The sequence below is a fragment of the Bartonella sp. AP19HLJMH genome, assembly GCF_042196245.1.
GTDB lineage: Bacteria > Pseudomonadota > Alphaproteobacteria > Rhizobiales > Rhizobiaceae > Bartonella.
This window is the reverse complement of sequence record NZ_JBHIPX010000005.1, coordinates 113619-127770: the sequence shown is the minus strand read 5'-3', so window position 1 is coordinate 127770 and position 14152 is coordinate 113619. Positions and strand designations below refer to the sequence as shown.

The 14152-nt window shown below is 35.6% G+C and carries 15 protein-coding genes, 1 tRNA gene and 1 pseudogene; 9 read left to right on the top strand and 8 right to left on the bottom strand.

Annotation, left to right across the window (positions count from 1 at the left end; all coding sequences use genetic code 11):
• The 6 genes and pseudogenes from ACFINR_RS04325 to ACFINR_RS04300 all read left to right on the top strand — a co-directional run.
• A partial coding sequence (locus ACFINR_RS04325; protein WP_375652667.1) for a phage antirepressor KilAC domain-containing protein occupies positions 1-266 on the top strand: 266 nt, incomplete at its 5' end.
• Positions 267-628: 362 nt separating this feature from the next.
• Positions 629-1159: an antA/AntB antirepressor family protein gene (locus ACFINR_RS04320; protein WP_375652664.1), complete on the top strand. Its 531-nt coding sequence runs from the start codon at positions 629-631 to the stop codon at positions 1157-1159.
• 153 nt (positions 1160-1312) lie between these two features.
• Positions 1313-2110, top strand: coding sequence for an ERF family protein (locus tag ACFINR_RS04315; RefSeq protein ID WP_375652660.1), 798 nt, complete (start codon positions 1313-1315; stop codon positions 2108-2110).
• 1 nt (position 2111) lies between these two features.
• A complete protein-coding gene (locus ACFINR_RS04310; protein WP_375652657.1) occupies positions 2112-2735 on the top strand; it encodes a lambda exonuclease family protein in 624 nt (207 codons plus the stop codon).
• Between the two features lie 58 nt (positions 2736-2793).
• Positions 2794-3282, top strand: a complete 489-nt coding sequence (locus ACFINR_RS04305) for a DUF488 family protein (RefSeq protein WP_375613983.1) — start codon at positions 2794-2796, stop codon at positions 3280-3282.
• 94 nt (positions 3283-3376) lie between these two features.
• Positions 3377-3579, top strand: a pseudogene (locus ACFINR_RS04300) (helix-turn-helix transcriptional regulator).
• 99 nt (positions 3580-3678) lie between these two features.
• Here the strand turns inward: ACFINR_RS04300 and ACFINR_RS04295 are convergent.
• The 4 genes from ACFINR_RS04295 to ACFINR_RS04280 form a co-directional block, all read right to left on the bottom strand.
• Positions 3679-3754 (bottom strand) — tRNA-Thr (locus ACFINR_RS04295).
• Between the two features lie 195 nt (positions 3755-3949).
• Positions 3950-5308, bottom strand: a complete 1359-nt coding sequence (gene accC, locus ACFINR_RS04290) for an acetyl-CoA carboxylase biotin carboxylase subunit (RefSeq protein ID WP_375613402.1) — start codon at positions 5306-5308, stop codon at positions 3950-3952.
• A 14-nt stretch (positions 5309-5322) separates the two neighbouring features.
• Entirely contained in the window at positions 5323-5820 is a 498-nt protein-coding gene (gene accB / locus ACFINR_RS04285; protein WP_375613403.1) for an acetyl-CoA carboxylase biotin carboxyl carrier protein, read from the bottom strand.
• Positions 5821-6062: 242 nt separating this feature from the next.
• Positions 6063-6935 carry a DsbA family protein gene (locus ACFINR_RS04280; protein ID WP_375632206.1) on the bottom strand — a complete coding sequence of 291 codons (873 nt, stop codon included), beginning with the start codon at positions 6933-6935 and terminating at the stop codon, positions 6063-6065.
• Positions 6936-7280: 345 nt separating this feature from the next.
• Here ACFINR_RS04280 and glpD point away from each other — a divergent pair, with 345 nt between their 5' ends.
• The 3 genes from glpD (at position 7281) to cobT (ending at position 11890) form a co-directional block, all read left to right on the top strand.
• On the top strand, positions 7281-8810 hold the full coding sequence (gene glpD / locus ACFINR_RS04275; RefSeq protein WP_375613405.1) for a glycerol-3-phosphate dehydrogenase: 1530 nt from the start codon (positions 7281-7283) through the stop codon (positions 8808-8810).
• Between the two features lie 699 nt (positions 8811-9509).
• Positions 9510-10490 carry a tRNA dihydrouridine(20/20a) synthase DusA gene (dusA, locus tag ACFINR_RS04270; protein ID WP_375632207.1) on the top strand — a complete coding sequence of 327 codons (981 nt, stop codon included), beginning with the start codon at positions 9510-9512 and terminating at the stop codon, positions 10488-10490.
• 392 nt (positions 10491-10882) lie between these two features.
• Complete coding sequence (gene cobT, locus ACFINR_RS04265) at positions 10883-11890, top strand: nicotinate-nucleotide--dimethylbenzimidazole phosphoribosyltransferase (RefSeq protein WP_375652653.1); 1008 nt, start codon at positions 10883-10885, stop codon at positions 11888-11890.
• A gap of 26 nt (positions 11891-11916) precedes the next feature.
• On the opposite strand, the gene ACFINR_RS04260 is transcribed toward cobT, so the two are convergent.
• The 4 genes from ACFINR_RS04260 to rpmG all read right to left on the bottom strand — a co-directional run bounded on the left by ACFINR_RS04260 (position 11917) and on the right by rpmG (position 14145).
• Positions 11917-12408, bottom strand: a complete 492-nt coding sequence (locus tag ACFINR_RS04260; RefSeq protein WP_015856433.1) for an Lrp/AsnC family transcriptional regulator — start codon at positions 12406-12408, stop codon at positions 11917-11919.
• 21 nt (positions 12409-12429) lie between these two features.
• The gene (locus ACFINR_RS04255; protein WP_375613408.1) at positions 12430-13059 is read right to left on the bottom strand and encodes a uracil-DNA glycosylase family protein; all 630 of its coding nucleotides are present in this window, start codon (positions 13057-13059) and stop codon (positions 12430-12432) included.
• A 27-nt stretch (positions 13060-13086) separates the two neighbouring features.
• Positions 13087-13650, bottom strand: coding sequence for a thermonuclease family protein (locus ACFINR_RS04250; protein ID WP_375613409.1), 564 nt, complete (start codon positions 13648-13650; stop codon positions 13087-13089).
• A gap of 327 nt (positions 13651-13977) precedes the next feature.
• Positions 13978-14145, bottom strand: coding sequence for a 50S ribosomal protein L33 (gene rpmG, locus ACFINR_RS04245; RefSeq protein ID WP_004864083.1), 168 nt, complete (start codon positions 14143-14145; stop codon positions 13978-13980).
• Positions 14146-14152 lie beyond the last annotated feature (7 nt).

Below are 14152 nucleotides of genomic sequence, written 5' to 3'. Positions count from 1 at the left end.
TCAGTCTTACAGAAGCCGCTAAAATACTCGAGATGCAACCAAAACAATTCATTCAATTCTTACAGCAAAAAGGGTGGATTTACAGACGTGCAGCGGGTGGGAATTTGCTACCGTATCAAGATAAAATCCAAAAGCAACTTATGGATTGTCCAACCATCACGCTTCAAACCGCGAGTGGAATAGAAAAAGTCATTCCTTGCGCAAAAATCACAGCAAAAGGAATTGGTGCGCTGTCTCAAGAGCTTAAAAGACAAAGCATGCATTAATTAAGGAATGCAATAATGGAAAAGAAATACGAATTTACTGATAAAATCGATATGATTTATTTGCGTCAATTTTCAAACTTTTTAATTGACAATATAATATCAGTATGTCTATTGTCGAATCAGGTGCTTGAAAAACACCTTGAATCGATAGCGGATAGATTGCCGAAACAATCTTTTCTCCGCACATTAAAGGCTTTGACTCATTGTATGTTACACGCATATAATGGCTTTGTCGGGTGTAGTTACGCTATACAATACCCTTTATGGGGAAAGCGTAACGACGGACTATCGACCGTGTTTTTCAGCACCCGGCATCCTTTATTGGATGTCAATGAAAAACCTCTAATCGATAGGAGTTCATTATGAACACTCTTATTAAAATTACAGAACAAATCATTGATCAGGAAACTGTTCAAACCGTTAATGCACGCGAATTGCATACATTTTTAGAAGTAGGTCGCGACTTTACGACATGGATTAAAAACCGCATAAAAACATATAAATTTGTTCACACAAAAGACTATATTCTAACGTTCCCCAAAACGGGGGAGCGTCAAAATGTAAACATGACAGAGTACCATCTTACATTAGACATGGCGAAAGAGCTCTCAATGGTCGAACGCAATGAGAAAGGACGTCAAGCACGCCGTTACTTTATTGAATGTGAGAAGAAACTAAGAAGCCAAGCGGTTGATTATGATAATGATACACGCTTTGATTTGCCAAGCTATTGGGAGGGTATGAACGATGGTGAAAAAGTTTTGTATCTTTTGGGTCCAATTCATATGCGTCTTATTGATGCTTTCATAGTGGATGAAGAGAACAGAAAATATAAAGCCCTCATTAAAGAAGCAAAACAGGTCTTAGAAAGATCTGTCGTAAAAGCTGCTTAGTTTAAAATATGATTTCATTTCCTCGTCTTTTCAGACGGGGAGGTGGTCAATATCACACAGTCTCTAGAAACAGGATTGTAACAACCAACCAACTTTTAAACACCAGCGTGATTCACGCCACGGGGGAATTGCGCTCCAATGGAGGAAATCAAGATGAGTGAACAAAACACTAACCTAACAGAAATTGAAGAAACACATCATTTAGCCGTCGAACAAACTGCTATGGAACGCATTTTAAATAGAGCCTTAGAAAATGACGTCGATATGGACCGTCTCGAGCGTCTCATTGCCTTACGAGAAAAAGAAATAGAACGACAAAACTACGAAAGATTTGCCAGTGATCTTTCGAATATGCAAATAGAATATCAAAAAATACAAAAAAACTCTACAAACACCCATACAAACAGCCAATATGCAACCCTTGACCAGTACATTGATGCTGTAAAAAATACTCTTGCAAAACACCGATTTGCTTTGTTTTCTCGTATCAAAGAACAGAGTTCAGACAATATAATTATAGAAATGACTTTGACGACGCATCCGTCTGGAAATAAAATCTCAACAGAAGGAAAGTTTCCTTATGACACTAAAGGATGCAAATCAAATATACAATCGGTTGGTTCTGCAATCACATACGCACGCAGATATCTGTTAGGCATGCTTCTTAATGTCGTGAGTGAAGATGATGATACAGATGGAAACCCGCCTATTAAAAAGGCTTTTCCACAACAGATCAATGAAATCAGAAGACTCATCGTACAAACCCAAACAGAAGAAGAAAAAATACTTACTTATGTCAACGTCAAAAAGCTTGACGATATGTCTGAAGGACAAGCACAAACGGTGTTGCATCTTTTAAAAAATAAACAAAACAAGCAAAAGGTAGAAACAGATTCTACTATACAAGATACCGATATAGAAACGCCACACGAACAGGGAACGGCGGTGTGAGATGGAACAAAGAACAGCAGAATGGTTTCAAGCGCGCTTAGGTAAAGTCACTGCTTCAAACGTTTACAACGTACTCAGTAAGACAGCAAAAGGTTTGCCTACAAGCAAATATGAAGATTACAAAACGAAACTCATGACAGAACGCTTAATAGAGGAAATAAGCCAATCTTATACAACACCTGCTATGCAATGGGGTATCGAACATGAAGAAGATGCCTTAAGAGAATATGAATTCATTTATGACACAGAAGTCACAAGATGCGGGTTTATCCCACACCCCAAAATGGAAATGGCGGGGGCTAGTCCTGATGGGTTGATTGGAGAGGACGGTTTAATAGAAGTCAAATGTCCACAATCAACCACGCATTTGCGTTTTTTTATTTATGACGAAATCAAGCCTGAATATATCGCACAGGTGCAATTCCAAATGGCTTGTACAGGACGAAAATGGTGTGATTTCATGAGCTATAATCCAAACTTTGTAGGCAAATCTACTGGTTTGAGAATGAAAATCAAACGCGTCCTCCGTGATGAGAAATACATTGAAGAGATCAATAAAGCGGTCGAAATCTTTTTAGGGGAAATAGAACAAGAGATGCAAAAGATTTTGGCAAAAGCTGCTTAAACCTATGGGGGTGCTCTCTCCTCCCAGCACCCCCACCCATTTACTAAGGAAATTAAACGTGTGTAACACCAAACATATTATCATACAGCCTGCTAAAGATGAGGAATTTTGTTTTTTTACCATTGGCTATGAAGGTAAGTCCCTTGAGAATTATCTTAGTTGTCTCATAGAAAACAATATCAAAACTTTATGTGATGTTCGTAAAAATCCAATAAGTAGAAAACACGGATTTTCGAAAAGACAATTAGAGGAAGCTGTGAGCAATATTGATATTGAATATATGCATATGCCTGAACTTGGAATTGCTTCTGAAAAACGAAGAAATTTGAAAACACAAAAAGATTATGACCGCCTTTTTGAAGATTATCAAAATACAACTCTCAAGAATAATTCTTGTGCAATAAATAAATTATATAAAATGTTTTTAAACAAAAAGCGCGTTGCAATCACCTGTTTTGAAGCCAATGTATGCATGTGTCATAGAGGACAACTCGCATTAGCTCTTACTCAATTGCCTGATTGGAAATATGAAATTAAGCACATCTAAAAAATAAACTTGCAAATTTTTAAAAGTTGGAGTGCTTCACATGCCTTCCAGCCCCCACCCATTTAATTAATATAAAAAAGAGAAAGGTAATGAGATGATATTTGATGATGGAGATAGATATGTAACGACACGTGAGTGTGCACAGCTTTTTAGTGTATCTACAACAACGATTCGCAATTGGGTGCTTCAAGGAGAGTTTCCCCAACCTTATAAGCTGGGAAGAGCAGTGAGATGGAGAAAAAAGAGATCTTAGACTTCACTCCAAAGAAAAATAAGGAGCAAATAAGAACAAATTAGGTAAAATTATATAAACTGTAGAAGGTGGTCTAAAAGGTGGTCTGAAAATAGCTATTTAAAGAAAAAAACTATATATTTCAATATGTTTAAGAAATAAAATGGTGCCCCCAGAGAGACTCGAACTCCCGACCCCCTGATTACAAATCAGGTGCTCTACCAACTGAGCTATAAGGGCGTAACCATGTAGGAGTTAGCACAAACTAACAAAAAGGAAAACAGAAAATTATTAAATTTTATGTATATTAAAAGAAAACTATATAAAAAATAACCAATTTATTTCCTTTTTCCACTTTTTACAGCAAGGTTGGAACTATCCTTATGTTGATATCTTATAGAATCTTTTATAAGAATGCACCGTTTTGCTATCGAATTACGAATCTGAAGACTTTGATTGATGAGCAAGGTAATTTTCTAGCCAGTGAATATTATAATTACCATCAGCAACATCTTGATTATTAATAAGATCGCGAAAAAGAGGTAGTGTAGTTTTTATCCCATCGACGACAAATTCATCTAAAGCACGCCGTAAACGCATCATACATTCTAAACGGGTACGTCCATGAACAATCAGCTTTCCAATCATGCTATCATAGTAAGGAGGGATACGATAACCTGAATAAGCGCCTGAATCAACACGAATCCCTAAACCTCCAGGTGTATGAAAATGTGTAATGGTTCCAGGTGATGGCGTAAAGTTAATGGGATCTTCTGCATTAATACGGCATTCAATGGCATGACCAGAAAAACAGACTTCATCTTGTGTCACTGAAAGTTTACAGCCTGATGCAATATGGATTTGTTCGTGGACTAAATCTATACCTGTAATTGCTTCAGTTACAGGATGCTCGACTTGTAAACGTGTATTCATTTCAATAAAATAAAATTCGCCATTTTCATAAAGAAATTCAATAGTACCAGCTCCACGATATCCAAGTTGGGCACAGGCATTTGCAACAATATTTCCAATTTTTTTCCGTTCAGTTTCATTAAGTGCAGGTGACGTAGCTTCTTCCCATACTTTTTGATGCCGTCGTTGAAGTGAACAATCGCGTTCTCCTAAATGAATAGCATTTCCCGCACCATCACCTATGACTTGAATTTCAATATGACGGGGTTTTTCTAAATATTTTTCTATGTAAACAGCGTCATCACCAAAAGCAGCTTTCGCTTCTGAACGTGTCGTTTTGAGAGCTATAGAAAATTCTTGTTCAGAATGAACGACTTTCATACCACGTCCGCCACCACCGGCAGAAGCTTTTATAATAACTGGATAACCAATTTCACGAGCAGTGCGTAAAGCATCTGATTCTTCAGTGACTGCTCCATCTGAACCTGGAACTACAGGAATACCAAGTTTTTTGGCGGTTTTCTTTGCTTCGATTTTATCGCCCATGATGCGGATATGAGTAGCTGTTGGACCGATGAATGTAATATCATGGGCTTCTAGAACATCTGCAAATTTTGCATTTTCAGAAAGAAAGCCATAACCTGGATGAACAGCATCCGCTCCTGTAATTTCACAAGCAGCAATAATTTGCTGAATACTCAAATAAGAATCACGAGCGGGAGGAGGGCCAATACAAACACTTTCGTCAGCAAGACGAACATGCATTGCATCTGCATCAGCGGTAGAGTGAACAGCCACGGTTTTTATGCCAAGTTCTTTACATGCACGTAAAACGCGAAGAGCAATTTCTCCTCGATTAGCAATGAGGATTTTTCGAATCATGGTTGCCCCTCGCTTTATTCAACAATAATAAGTGGTTCACCAAATTCAACAGGTTGACCATCTTTGACAAGAACAGTGGTTACCGTACCGGAGCGCGGTGATGAAATTTGATTCATTGTTTTCATGGCTTCAATAATAAGTAATGTCTCCCCTTCAGAAACATTTTGTCCTACTTCTACAAAAGGCTGTGCGCCTGGTGAGGGTGCAAGATAAGCTGTTCCAACCATTGGAGAGGTTATTGTGTTTTTTGATTTATCTTCTTGGATAGATTGTATAGGAGATTCAGCTGTTGGAACTGGAGAAGATGTTACAGAAAAAGTAGGAGTAGAAACAGGGGCATAGATTGCTTGCTCAGAAGAAGTTAAGGTATTTTGGCGTGAGACACAAATACGAAGCTCCCCTTGTTCAACTTCAATGTTCGTTAAATTTGTATCATTCAAAATTTCAGCAAGATCACGAATAATTTTCGTATCAATTGCGGTTTTTGCCGAATCCATTTTTTTTGTTGCCATTTTATTTCTAACTCCTTGATCAATGAAGATCGTCATTATCTCATTTTATGACCGAATATCTCTAGATTAGGGATGACATCTTTTGAGGCTTTAAAGATTTTTATTTCCTTTAAATCATTATACTTTGCAATTTAAAACTTGTATCTGCTTTACGTAAAATTGCACTTATAAGCCTGTTATCAAAAAAGAGAAAGCATAAAATTACCTCATTTACAGTATTCTTCCAAAAACGGATCAGGTATTCACTGTGTATTATCTATCGCTTGTTTTAGAATATCTTGTCTGGCTGCGCCGATGAATATTTTATCACCAATGATGTAAGAAGGTGTTCCCGTAATATGAAGTGCAGAGGCAATTTGAATGTTTTCTTTAAAAGCATTTTGCAGAGTGGGATCTTTTATTGCATTATGTAGTTTTTTTTCATCTGCTCCTAATGAAACAGCTACTTTAATAGCTTTAGCTTCATTTGCACGACCCTGATACATTAAAAGCGTTTTGTGAAACTGAGGATATTTCTCTGGAAATTGTTTTCGAAATGCGTAGGCAACAGTATGGGCTGCCATAGAATCAGAGCTTAAAATTGGTAAGTCCTTGATAATAACCTTTAAATCTGGATATTCTTTTATCAAGTCTTCTATATTTGAATAGGAAATTTTACAATAACCACAGTTGTAATCAAAAAAATTGACAAGCACTCTTTTACCATTTGGGTTTCCCAAAACAGCGTCATGAGGAGAATGAAAAATCTCTTTTTCTAATGAATGAATGACAGAAGTTTGTTTTTGGCTTTCGTATTCATTCTGTTTTTCCAGCTTATCTTGAAGAATAAGCTGCATTTCAATCATAATTTCTGGATGAGTAAGAAGATACTCTCTGACGATTTGTTGAATATGATGAGAATCAGTATGTGGTATCATTTTTTCTTTAAGCTTAGATAAAAAGCTAGAATCTTCCAAAAGTTGTGATTTAAGCTTTTCTAAGCTTAAATCATTTGCTGTTTTTGAGTGTGATGTTGCGTTTGATAAAGAAGGTAAAAAGATTAAAATACTCGACATAACTATGACTAAAATTTTTGAAAAAAGTGTTATTTTCGAGTTTTGAGAGTGATAATTCATTTGTATACCTTCACATTTTTTAGGGTGTCATTGAGTGAACTATATGAAAAGCGCTATCTATGTGCAATGAAGCATTTAGTTATAGTGTATCTTTAAGAATGAGAAAAAACATCAATTTTTCTCTAAAAAGATTTCATATGATAAACCTTGGCTTGGTAAGGATTATGTTTTGTAAAAGATAAAAAAATTCTCTTTAATTTGTCAAATGTTGTTTTGATGTATAAGGGTATCAAAAGCTTTTTGTGCGTGTTTATTTTAGGAAAAAGTACGTTGATAATACAATGAAGAACATTTGTATTATTTTTTCCTGTTGCTTTATTGAGTACTGAGAAACAAAATTAAATAATGAAAAGTGAAATTATGAAAACCACAACACATTATGATCTGTTTATCATTGGAGGAGGGATAAACGGCTGTGGATTGGCAAGAGATGCAGCAGGACGCGGATTTAAAGTGGGATTGGCTGAAATGAACGATCTTGCATCTGGGACCTCAAGTGCGTCAACAAAGCTTATTCATGGTGGGCTTCGTTATCTTGAACACTATGAGTTCAAACTTGTTCGTGAAGCATTGAAAGAACGCGAGATTATTTTACGTATGGCTCCACATATTGTGCGTCCTTTGCGTTTTCTCCTTCCTTATCATAAAGAATTGCGCCCTGCTTGGATGTTGCGTTTTGGACTTTTTATTTATGATTATTTAGGGAATTGGAATCAGAAATTGTGGCGCAGTAAAACGATTAATTTTTCACAAAAATTTTGCTCTACACTGAAGAAAGAATATCAGAGAGGTTTTGAATATTCTGATGCAAGAGTAGATGATGCGCGTTTAGTTATTGGCAATGCTCGTGATGCAGAAAAGTGGGGAGCTGATATAAAAGTACGAACAGAAGTTCTCTCTTTAAAAAAAGAAGACAATAAATGGCGTATCTTTCTTCAAGACAAGTTAAGTAGCAAAGAATATAGTGTCACAGCTTCTTATGTCGCGAATATGACAGGTCCTTGGATTGATCATGTTTTAGCAAGCATATTAGATTGTAAAGAACATTCACCAGTACGGCTTGTTAGAGGTTCTCATATTTTGGTTCCCAAGCTTTATACTCATGATCGTGCTTATATTTTTCAAAATGGTGATGGGCGTATTATATTTGCTATTCCGTATCAAGAAGAGTTTACCTTACTTGGAACAACAGATTGTAATTATCAAGGAGATCCGGCTGACGTTCATATTACTGATACAGAAATTGATTATATTTGTGCAGCAGCCAGTGAATATTTCATACAACCAGTGTTGCCTGAAACGATTGTCTGGTCTTACTCGGGAGTTCGTCCACTCTATGATGATGGAGCTTCAAAAGCACAAGAAATTACGCGCGATTATGTTTTAAAAGAAATGGGAACAGGAACGACACCAAAGATACTTAATCTTTATGGTGGAAAGATTACAACTTATCGTAAGTTGGCTGAAGATGCGATGAAATTTGTTGAAAAAGAGCTTGGTAAAAAGGGAGCATCATGGACGGCTAAGGCAGTACTTCCAGGGGGTGATTTTCCCTATAACAAATTAGATACAATCGAAAATAGGATTGCTCTTTTAATGCCAGATTTAGATGCTTTTACACATCGCAGGCTTGCACGCTCCTACGGTACGGAAGCATTGGTGATCTTTGCACATGGTAAGGCAAATAAAGGAAAAAATTTTGGACATGGGCTTTATGAAGTAGAAGTAAAATGGTTGATGGAAAAAGAATGGGCTAAAGTATGTGAAGATGTGTTATGGCGTCGTTCAAAACTGGGTCTCCTATTTAATGAACAAGAGGTTGATACTCTTTCTTCCTATATGCAAAGCCAACAAGAGATTGAACAACGTTTATGATCATTTTATTTTACAGATTTTATCTGCAATATTGTAAAATATTTTCCTTAAAGAGATACTGATATCAGTCATAGATATTAAAAAGGCAATGGCTGTCTATACCCTGATTTTAGTTTTTTTTTGCAAGAATCACAAAATGGCAAAATTAGATAGAATATTTAAGATGAAATTTGTCTATCTTATAAAGTGAAATCTAAGAATATTACCAAAAAGAACTCATTGATAAAAAATAATTTATAATTAGATTCGTTTGAAATAAGGGTTTTTCCTTCTTTAAGAGAAGATAAAAGCTACTTTCTGTATCGTTTATTTACACAATGAGTTAAAAAAATCTAAAGAAAATTAAATCGATCATGAAAAATTCTATAATGTGTTAGTTTAGCATTTATTATCTTAAACGCTGTACTAAATCATGTAAGGGAAGAGGCTTGAAGAGCGTAAGAAGAACTTATAAATGAGTTTTTTATATTATAGTAAAAATCTTCTTTTTTCATGTTTATATACCTGAACACTAATCTATGAGAAATGCGATATTGTGTTGTGGCATGATTGATTGTAGTAAACCTTGATATCAATTGAAAATAATGAGCTGTTATTATACTCATGATAGTATAAGAGAATAAAATTTTCCGTAAACTAAAAGTAAGTATTTTTTTATGTATAAAGAGAGAGCTATAGGGACATGAGAGTAATACCCTCATGATATTTTACAACCTTCCATCGCCTATAAAATTTGCAGTAGCACCAATGTTGGACTGGACAGACCGACATTGCAGATTTTTTTATCGTCTTTTAACGAAAAAAGCTCTCCTTTATACGGAAATGATGGTAGCAGATGCTGTCATTCATGGTGTTCGCGAACAATTGTTGGCTTTTAGCGACAAAGAATGTCCAGTTGCATTACAATTAGGGGGCGCAGATCCGAAAAAGTTAGCAGAAGCTGCACGAATTGCTGAGGATTTTGGCTACAACGAAATAAATCTCAATGTTGGTTGCCCATCAAATCGTGTTCAAGCAGGTGTCTTTGGAGCTTGTTTGATGCTACATCCAGACATTGTGGCAAATGCCGTAGAAGCGATGAAACGAGAGGTTACTATACCTGTAACTGTCAAATGTCGGATTGGAGTGGACGAACAAGATGAAGAGTTAGCGTTAGATCTTTTGGCTAATCAGGTTTGGAATGCTGGATGTGATGCGCTCTGGATACATGCACGCAAGGCATGGCTACAAGGATTGAGTCCGAAAGAAAATCGCAATATTCCGCCCCTTAATTATGAAAGGGTTTACAAATTAAAACGTCTATATTCTCATAAATTCATTGGGATAAATGGTGGAATTAAATCAATTGATGAGATCAAAGAACACTTAACTTTCTGTGATGCTGTCATGGTTGGTCGCCAAGTTTATCATGATCCAACTTTGTTAAAACATATTGATTTTGAACTCTATGGTGAGTCGCAGAATAGTCTAAGTGAGAGTGATCTTATTGAGGTTATGTGTGATTATGCGGCTCGACATATTGCATCGGGGGGGCGGCTTTCTCATGTGACGCGTCACATGATTGGTTTATTTCATGGGCGGGGTGGGGCACGTCGATGGCGGCAAATACTATCAAATGATGCGACAAAACCAAACGCAGATATATGTACTTTAAAAGAAGCTTTTTATGCTCTCATTTAATAACAGTCAGACAATTAACATATATTAAAGTTGAGATCCTTTGCGTTTTGATTTCTTTGCGATAATTTTGATCCCTTCAATTTTATAAGTTTTTGAAAGTTTATAACTTTTATTATGAATAAGAATGTTAGAATTTATATATTAAACGGCATGCTGATTATGCCTATTAAATAAAAAATAGTTTAAGGGTATCACTGTAAAGGTAGTCATAAGATATTAATAACATTTTGAATCTTGCACGTTTGTTATTGGGGTAGAAAATAGAATATAGAAATTATTGCCTTCATAGTATTTAACTTTTTTAAAGCACTGTTAAAAAAACAATAAATTATTTATATCCTGTATATATGACGTGATTTTCATAAATATTGTAGATTTTAAAAGGTATCCTTATGATCGCTAGTCCATTTGATGATTTTCGTGCTTTGCTTACAAATTTACCTGTTGCTGATGAGTTTTCTATAATTTTGGCAAAAAAACGGCAAAAAAACTTAACAAAAGAGCAAGGAACATTGGGAAAACTAGGAGATATTGCTGTTTGGTATGCGGGGTGGAGGGGTACAGAAAAACCTATCGTAACGCGACCTTTGGTTGCTATTTTTTCTGGAAACCATGGTATTGTAGAGGAGAATATTACACCATTTCCACAATCTATGACACAAAAAATGGTAGAAAATTTTGCATCTGGTGGAGCTGCTATCAATCAAATTTGTATTGCTTATGATCTTGGATTAAAAATTTTTGATTTAGCATTGGAATATCCAACAATGAATATTACGAAGGATGCCGCAATGGATGAGCGGAGTGCGGCTGCTACAATGGCATTTGGAATGGAATCCATTGCGGGTGGAACAGATCTTTTATGTATTGGAGAAATGGGAATTGGAAACACAGCAATAGCTTCAGCTTTATGCTTAGCATTGTTTGGAGGGGAAGTGGAAGAATGGACAGGAAATGCTATGGAATCAGAAGGTGATTTTTATCAGCGTAAAATTGCAGCGGTTAAGACAGCTATTTCTTTGCACAAGGATTATTTCAATGATCCTTTTGAGATAATGCGTCGCTTAGGAGGACGTGAGATTGCTGCTATGGTTGGTGCTATTTTAGCAGCAAGAATAGAAAAAATACCCGTTATTTTAGATGGTTTTGTGGCAACAGTAGCTGCAGCGGTTCTTTATAAAATGCATCCAAAAGCTCTTGATCATACCCTTGTTGGACATGTTTCTTCTGAGACAGCTCATCGTAAACTTTTAAAAAAAATTGGCAAAGAACCACTTCTAGATTTGGGGATGCGTCTTGGTGAAGGGACAGGAGCAGCTATGGCAGCTGGTATCGTCAAAGCCGCTGTTTTAACACATGCACAAATGGCAGTTTTGGAACAAGAAAGTTTGAATGCCTAAAAGATCATGAGACGGATATAAAAATCTTAAGAGTTTTGTTCATGCGTCTTGTCGTGTAATTTAATATAATTAAGTGGAAGTTCCGTTGTATATTTAATCTGTTCCATTGCGAAAGAAGATGAGACATCACGGATATCAATTTTAGAAATTAATTTTTTATAAAAAAGATCATAAGCTTCAATGTTGGGCACAACAACACGCAATAAATAGTCAATATCTCCACTCATTCGATAAAATTCAATGACTTCACGGAATTCTTGCACAATTTTTGAAAAACGCTTAAACCATTCATGACTATGTGTATTTGTGCGAATAGACACAAAAACAGTGACGTGTGCGTTTACTTTTTCTGGAGAAAGAACAGCAACACGACGCTGAATGACGCCATCTTCTTCAAGTTTTTGAATTCTACGCCAGCAAGGAGTGGTCGAAAGTCCCACTTTTTTAGCAATATCAGCAACAGAAAGTGTCGCATTTTCTTGCAAAAGATGTAAAATTTTTCGGTCAAGACGATCCATATTTTTTCTCAATATTTTAATTTATAAAAATTTACGCACTAAACAACGCAGATATACAATAAGCTCATCGTTAAACCATGGGTTTTTCTGTAACCAAGAAGTATTTCGCCATGACGGATGAGGCAACGGCATAACATTATAGCCTCGAGGTTGAGGAATGGAAAGAATATTTCTCCAATCACCAACAGTTGCAGAAACGGTTTTATGTTTTAATTCTGTAATGTGCCACTTTTGCGCATAACTGCCAATAGCAAGAACAAGCTTTATTTGAGGCATTGCCTGAAATATCTTTTCATGCCATATTTCTCGACATTCACGTCTTGGTGGTAAATCAGCTTTATTTTTGTCATAACCTGGAAAACAAAATCCCATAGGAACAATAGCAAAGAGAGATTTATTATAAAATTCTTCTTTCGTGACACCCAGCCAATTACGCAATTTTTCACCAGAGCGATCATTAAAAGGGATAGACGTTTCATGGACACGCAACCCTGGTGCTTGGCCTGCAATTGCAATCGAAGCAGTATCGGATAAATAAACGACAGGGTTTGGTTCATGAGGAAGAGGAGGAAAATAATGGGGTTGTTGGACGCAAACACGACAGGAATAGATCTCTTTTTCAAGTTTGATAATTGGGCTACATTGTTTCATTAGTAAATAAAATTAAAAAATATTTTTTTATTCTGTGCGAGGATTTGCTTTGCGCCATTCTTTTGGTCGTTGAAAACTTGATGCCCATATTCCTTTCTTTTTCTTTCTAGCTTCTTGCTCTTCTTTGGGGTATTCATAATAATTTACAGCCCAACCATTATGTACAAGTGTTGCGTTGATATTGCTAACTTGTTTTGTTTTACATGTTGCAAGAATACGGCGATATTTATCTGTTTTTTTCCAGTGACATGTAACAGTTTGATTTTTTAATAGTTTTTCTAAATATTTCTTTGCTTCAAGCCCACAAGGGTAGCGTGCTTCTTTTTTTCCACAAAATTGGTGGAGTTCAGGAGCATCAATTCCAGCTAGTCGAATCTTAATTGAAGAAATCATAATGGTATCGCCATCAATGATTAATGCATTTCCTTCAACAGTGTTTTGAGAAGAAAATTTTTCTTTTTGAGGCAACAGCTGAGTTTTCTTAAAATAAGTTGACATAATGATAAGAATGCTAGCAGCGACAAAAATACTGAAACCGATTACTTTTAGATTAAAGCTTCTTAGATTAAAATGAGAAAAAGATTTTTTCATGAAATAAAGAAACTGCTAACATTATTATAACTCTATTTTAGTATTGTTTATAATTCACCCGAGAAACTTTATTCATATGACGAAACAATGTCTCGTTTTAATGACAAAATTTTCGTTAGATATCACAATAATCAAATACTCATGCAGAATATATGTAAGCAACTTAAATAATAATTCAACTTATCCAAATCCGTACAAAAACAAATTTTAAAGTAAACTTTTTAAACTTAAGGAAATAAAAAATAGCCCTCAAAAAATAACTTTGAAGAGCAATACTCCCACATTTCTTTTGGAGTATAAAATCTATCAATTCAATGATAATTTTATTTATTTAATTTTTGTTTCTTTAAATTCAACGTGCTTTTTTACAACTGGATCATATTTACGCTTGCTCATTTTATCTGTCATTGTACGGCTGTTTTTCTTTGTTACATAGAAAAAACCAGTATCTGCAGTTGATAAAAGCTTGATCTTAATGGTTGCTGCTTTAGCCATAATGTAA

Bases quoted from the DNA above. Each gene is read 5' to 3' on its own strand.
- ACFINR_RS04260 (WP_015856433.1), bottom strand. From the start codon at position 12,408: ATGGATCGTCTTGACCGAAAAATTTTACATCTTTTGCAAGAAAATGCG.
- ACFINR_RS04280 (WP_375632206.1), bottom strand. From the start codon at position 6,935: ATGAATTATCACTCTCAAAACTCGAAAATAACACTTTTTTCAAAAATT.
- cobT (WP_375652653.1), top strand. From the start codon at position 10,883: ATGATCGCTAGTCCATTTGATGATTTTCGTGCTTTGCTTACAAATTTA.
- rpmG (WP_004864083.1), bottom strand. From the start codon at position 14,145: ATGGCTAAAGCAGCAACCATTAAGATCAAGCTTTTATCAACTGCAGAT.
- accC (WP_375613402.1), bottom strand. From the start codon at position 5,308: ATGATTCGAAAAATCCTCATTGCTAATCGAGGAGAAATTGCTCTTCGC.
- glpD (WP_375613405.1), top strand. From the start codon at position 7,281: ATGAAAAGTGAAATTATGAAAACCACAACACATTATGATCTGTTTATC.
- ACFINR_RS04315 (WP_375652660.1), top strand. From the start codon at position 1,313: ATGAGTGAACAAAACACTAACCTAACAGAAATTGAAGAAACACATCAT.
- ACFINR_RS04255 (WP_375613408.1), bottom strand. From the start codon at position 13,059: ATGAAACAATGTAGCCCAATTATCAAACTTGAAAAAGAGATCTATTCC.
- dusA (WP_375632207.1), top strand. From the start codon at position 9,510: ATGATATTTTACAACCTTCCATCGCCTATAAAATTTGCAGTAGCACCA.
- ACFINR_RS04310 (WP_375652657.1), top strand. From the start codon at position 2,112: ATGGAACAAAGAACAGCAGAATGGTTTCAAGCGCGCTTAGGTAAAGTC.
- accB (WP_375613403.1), bottom strand. From the start codon at position 5,820: ATGGCAACAAAAAAAATGGATTCGGCAAAAACCGCAATTGATACGAAA.
- ACFINR_RS04320 (WP_375652664.1), top strand. From the start codon at position 629: ATGAACACTCTTATTAAAATTACAGAACAAATCATTGATCAGGAAACT.
- ACFINR_RS04250 (WP_375613409.1), bottom strand. From the start codon at position 13,650: ATGAAAAAATCTTTTTCTCATTTTAATCTAAGAAGCTTTAATCTAAAA.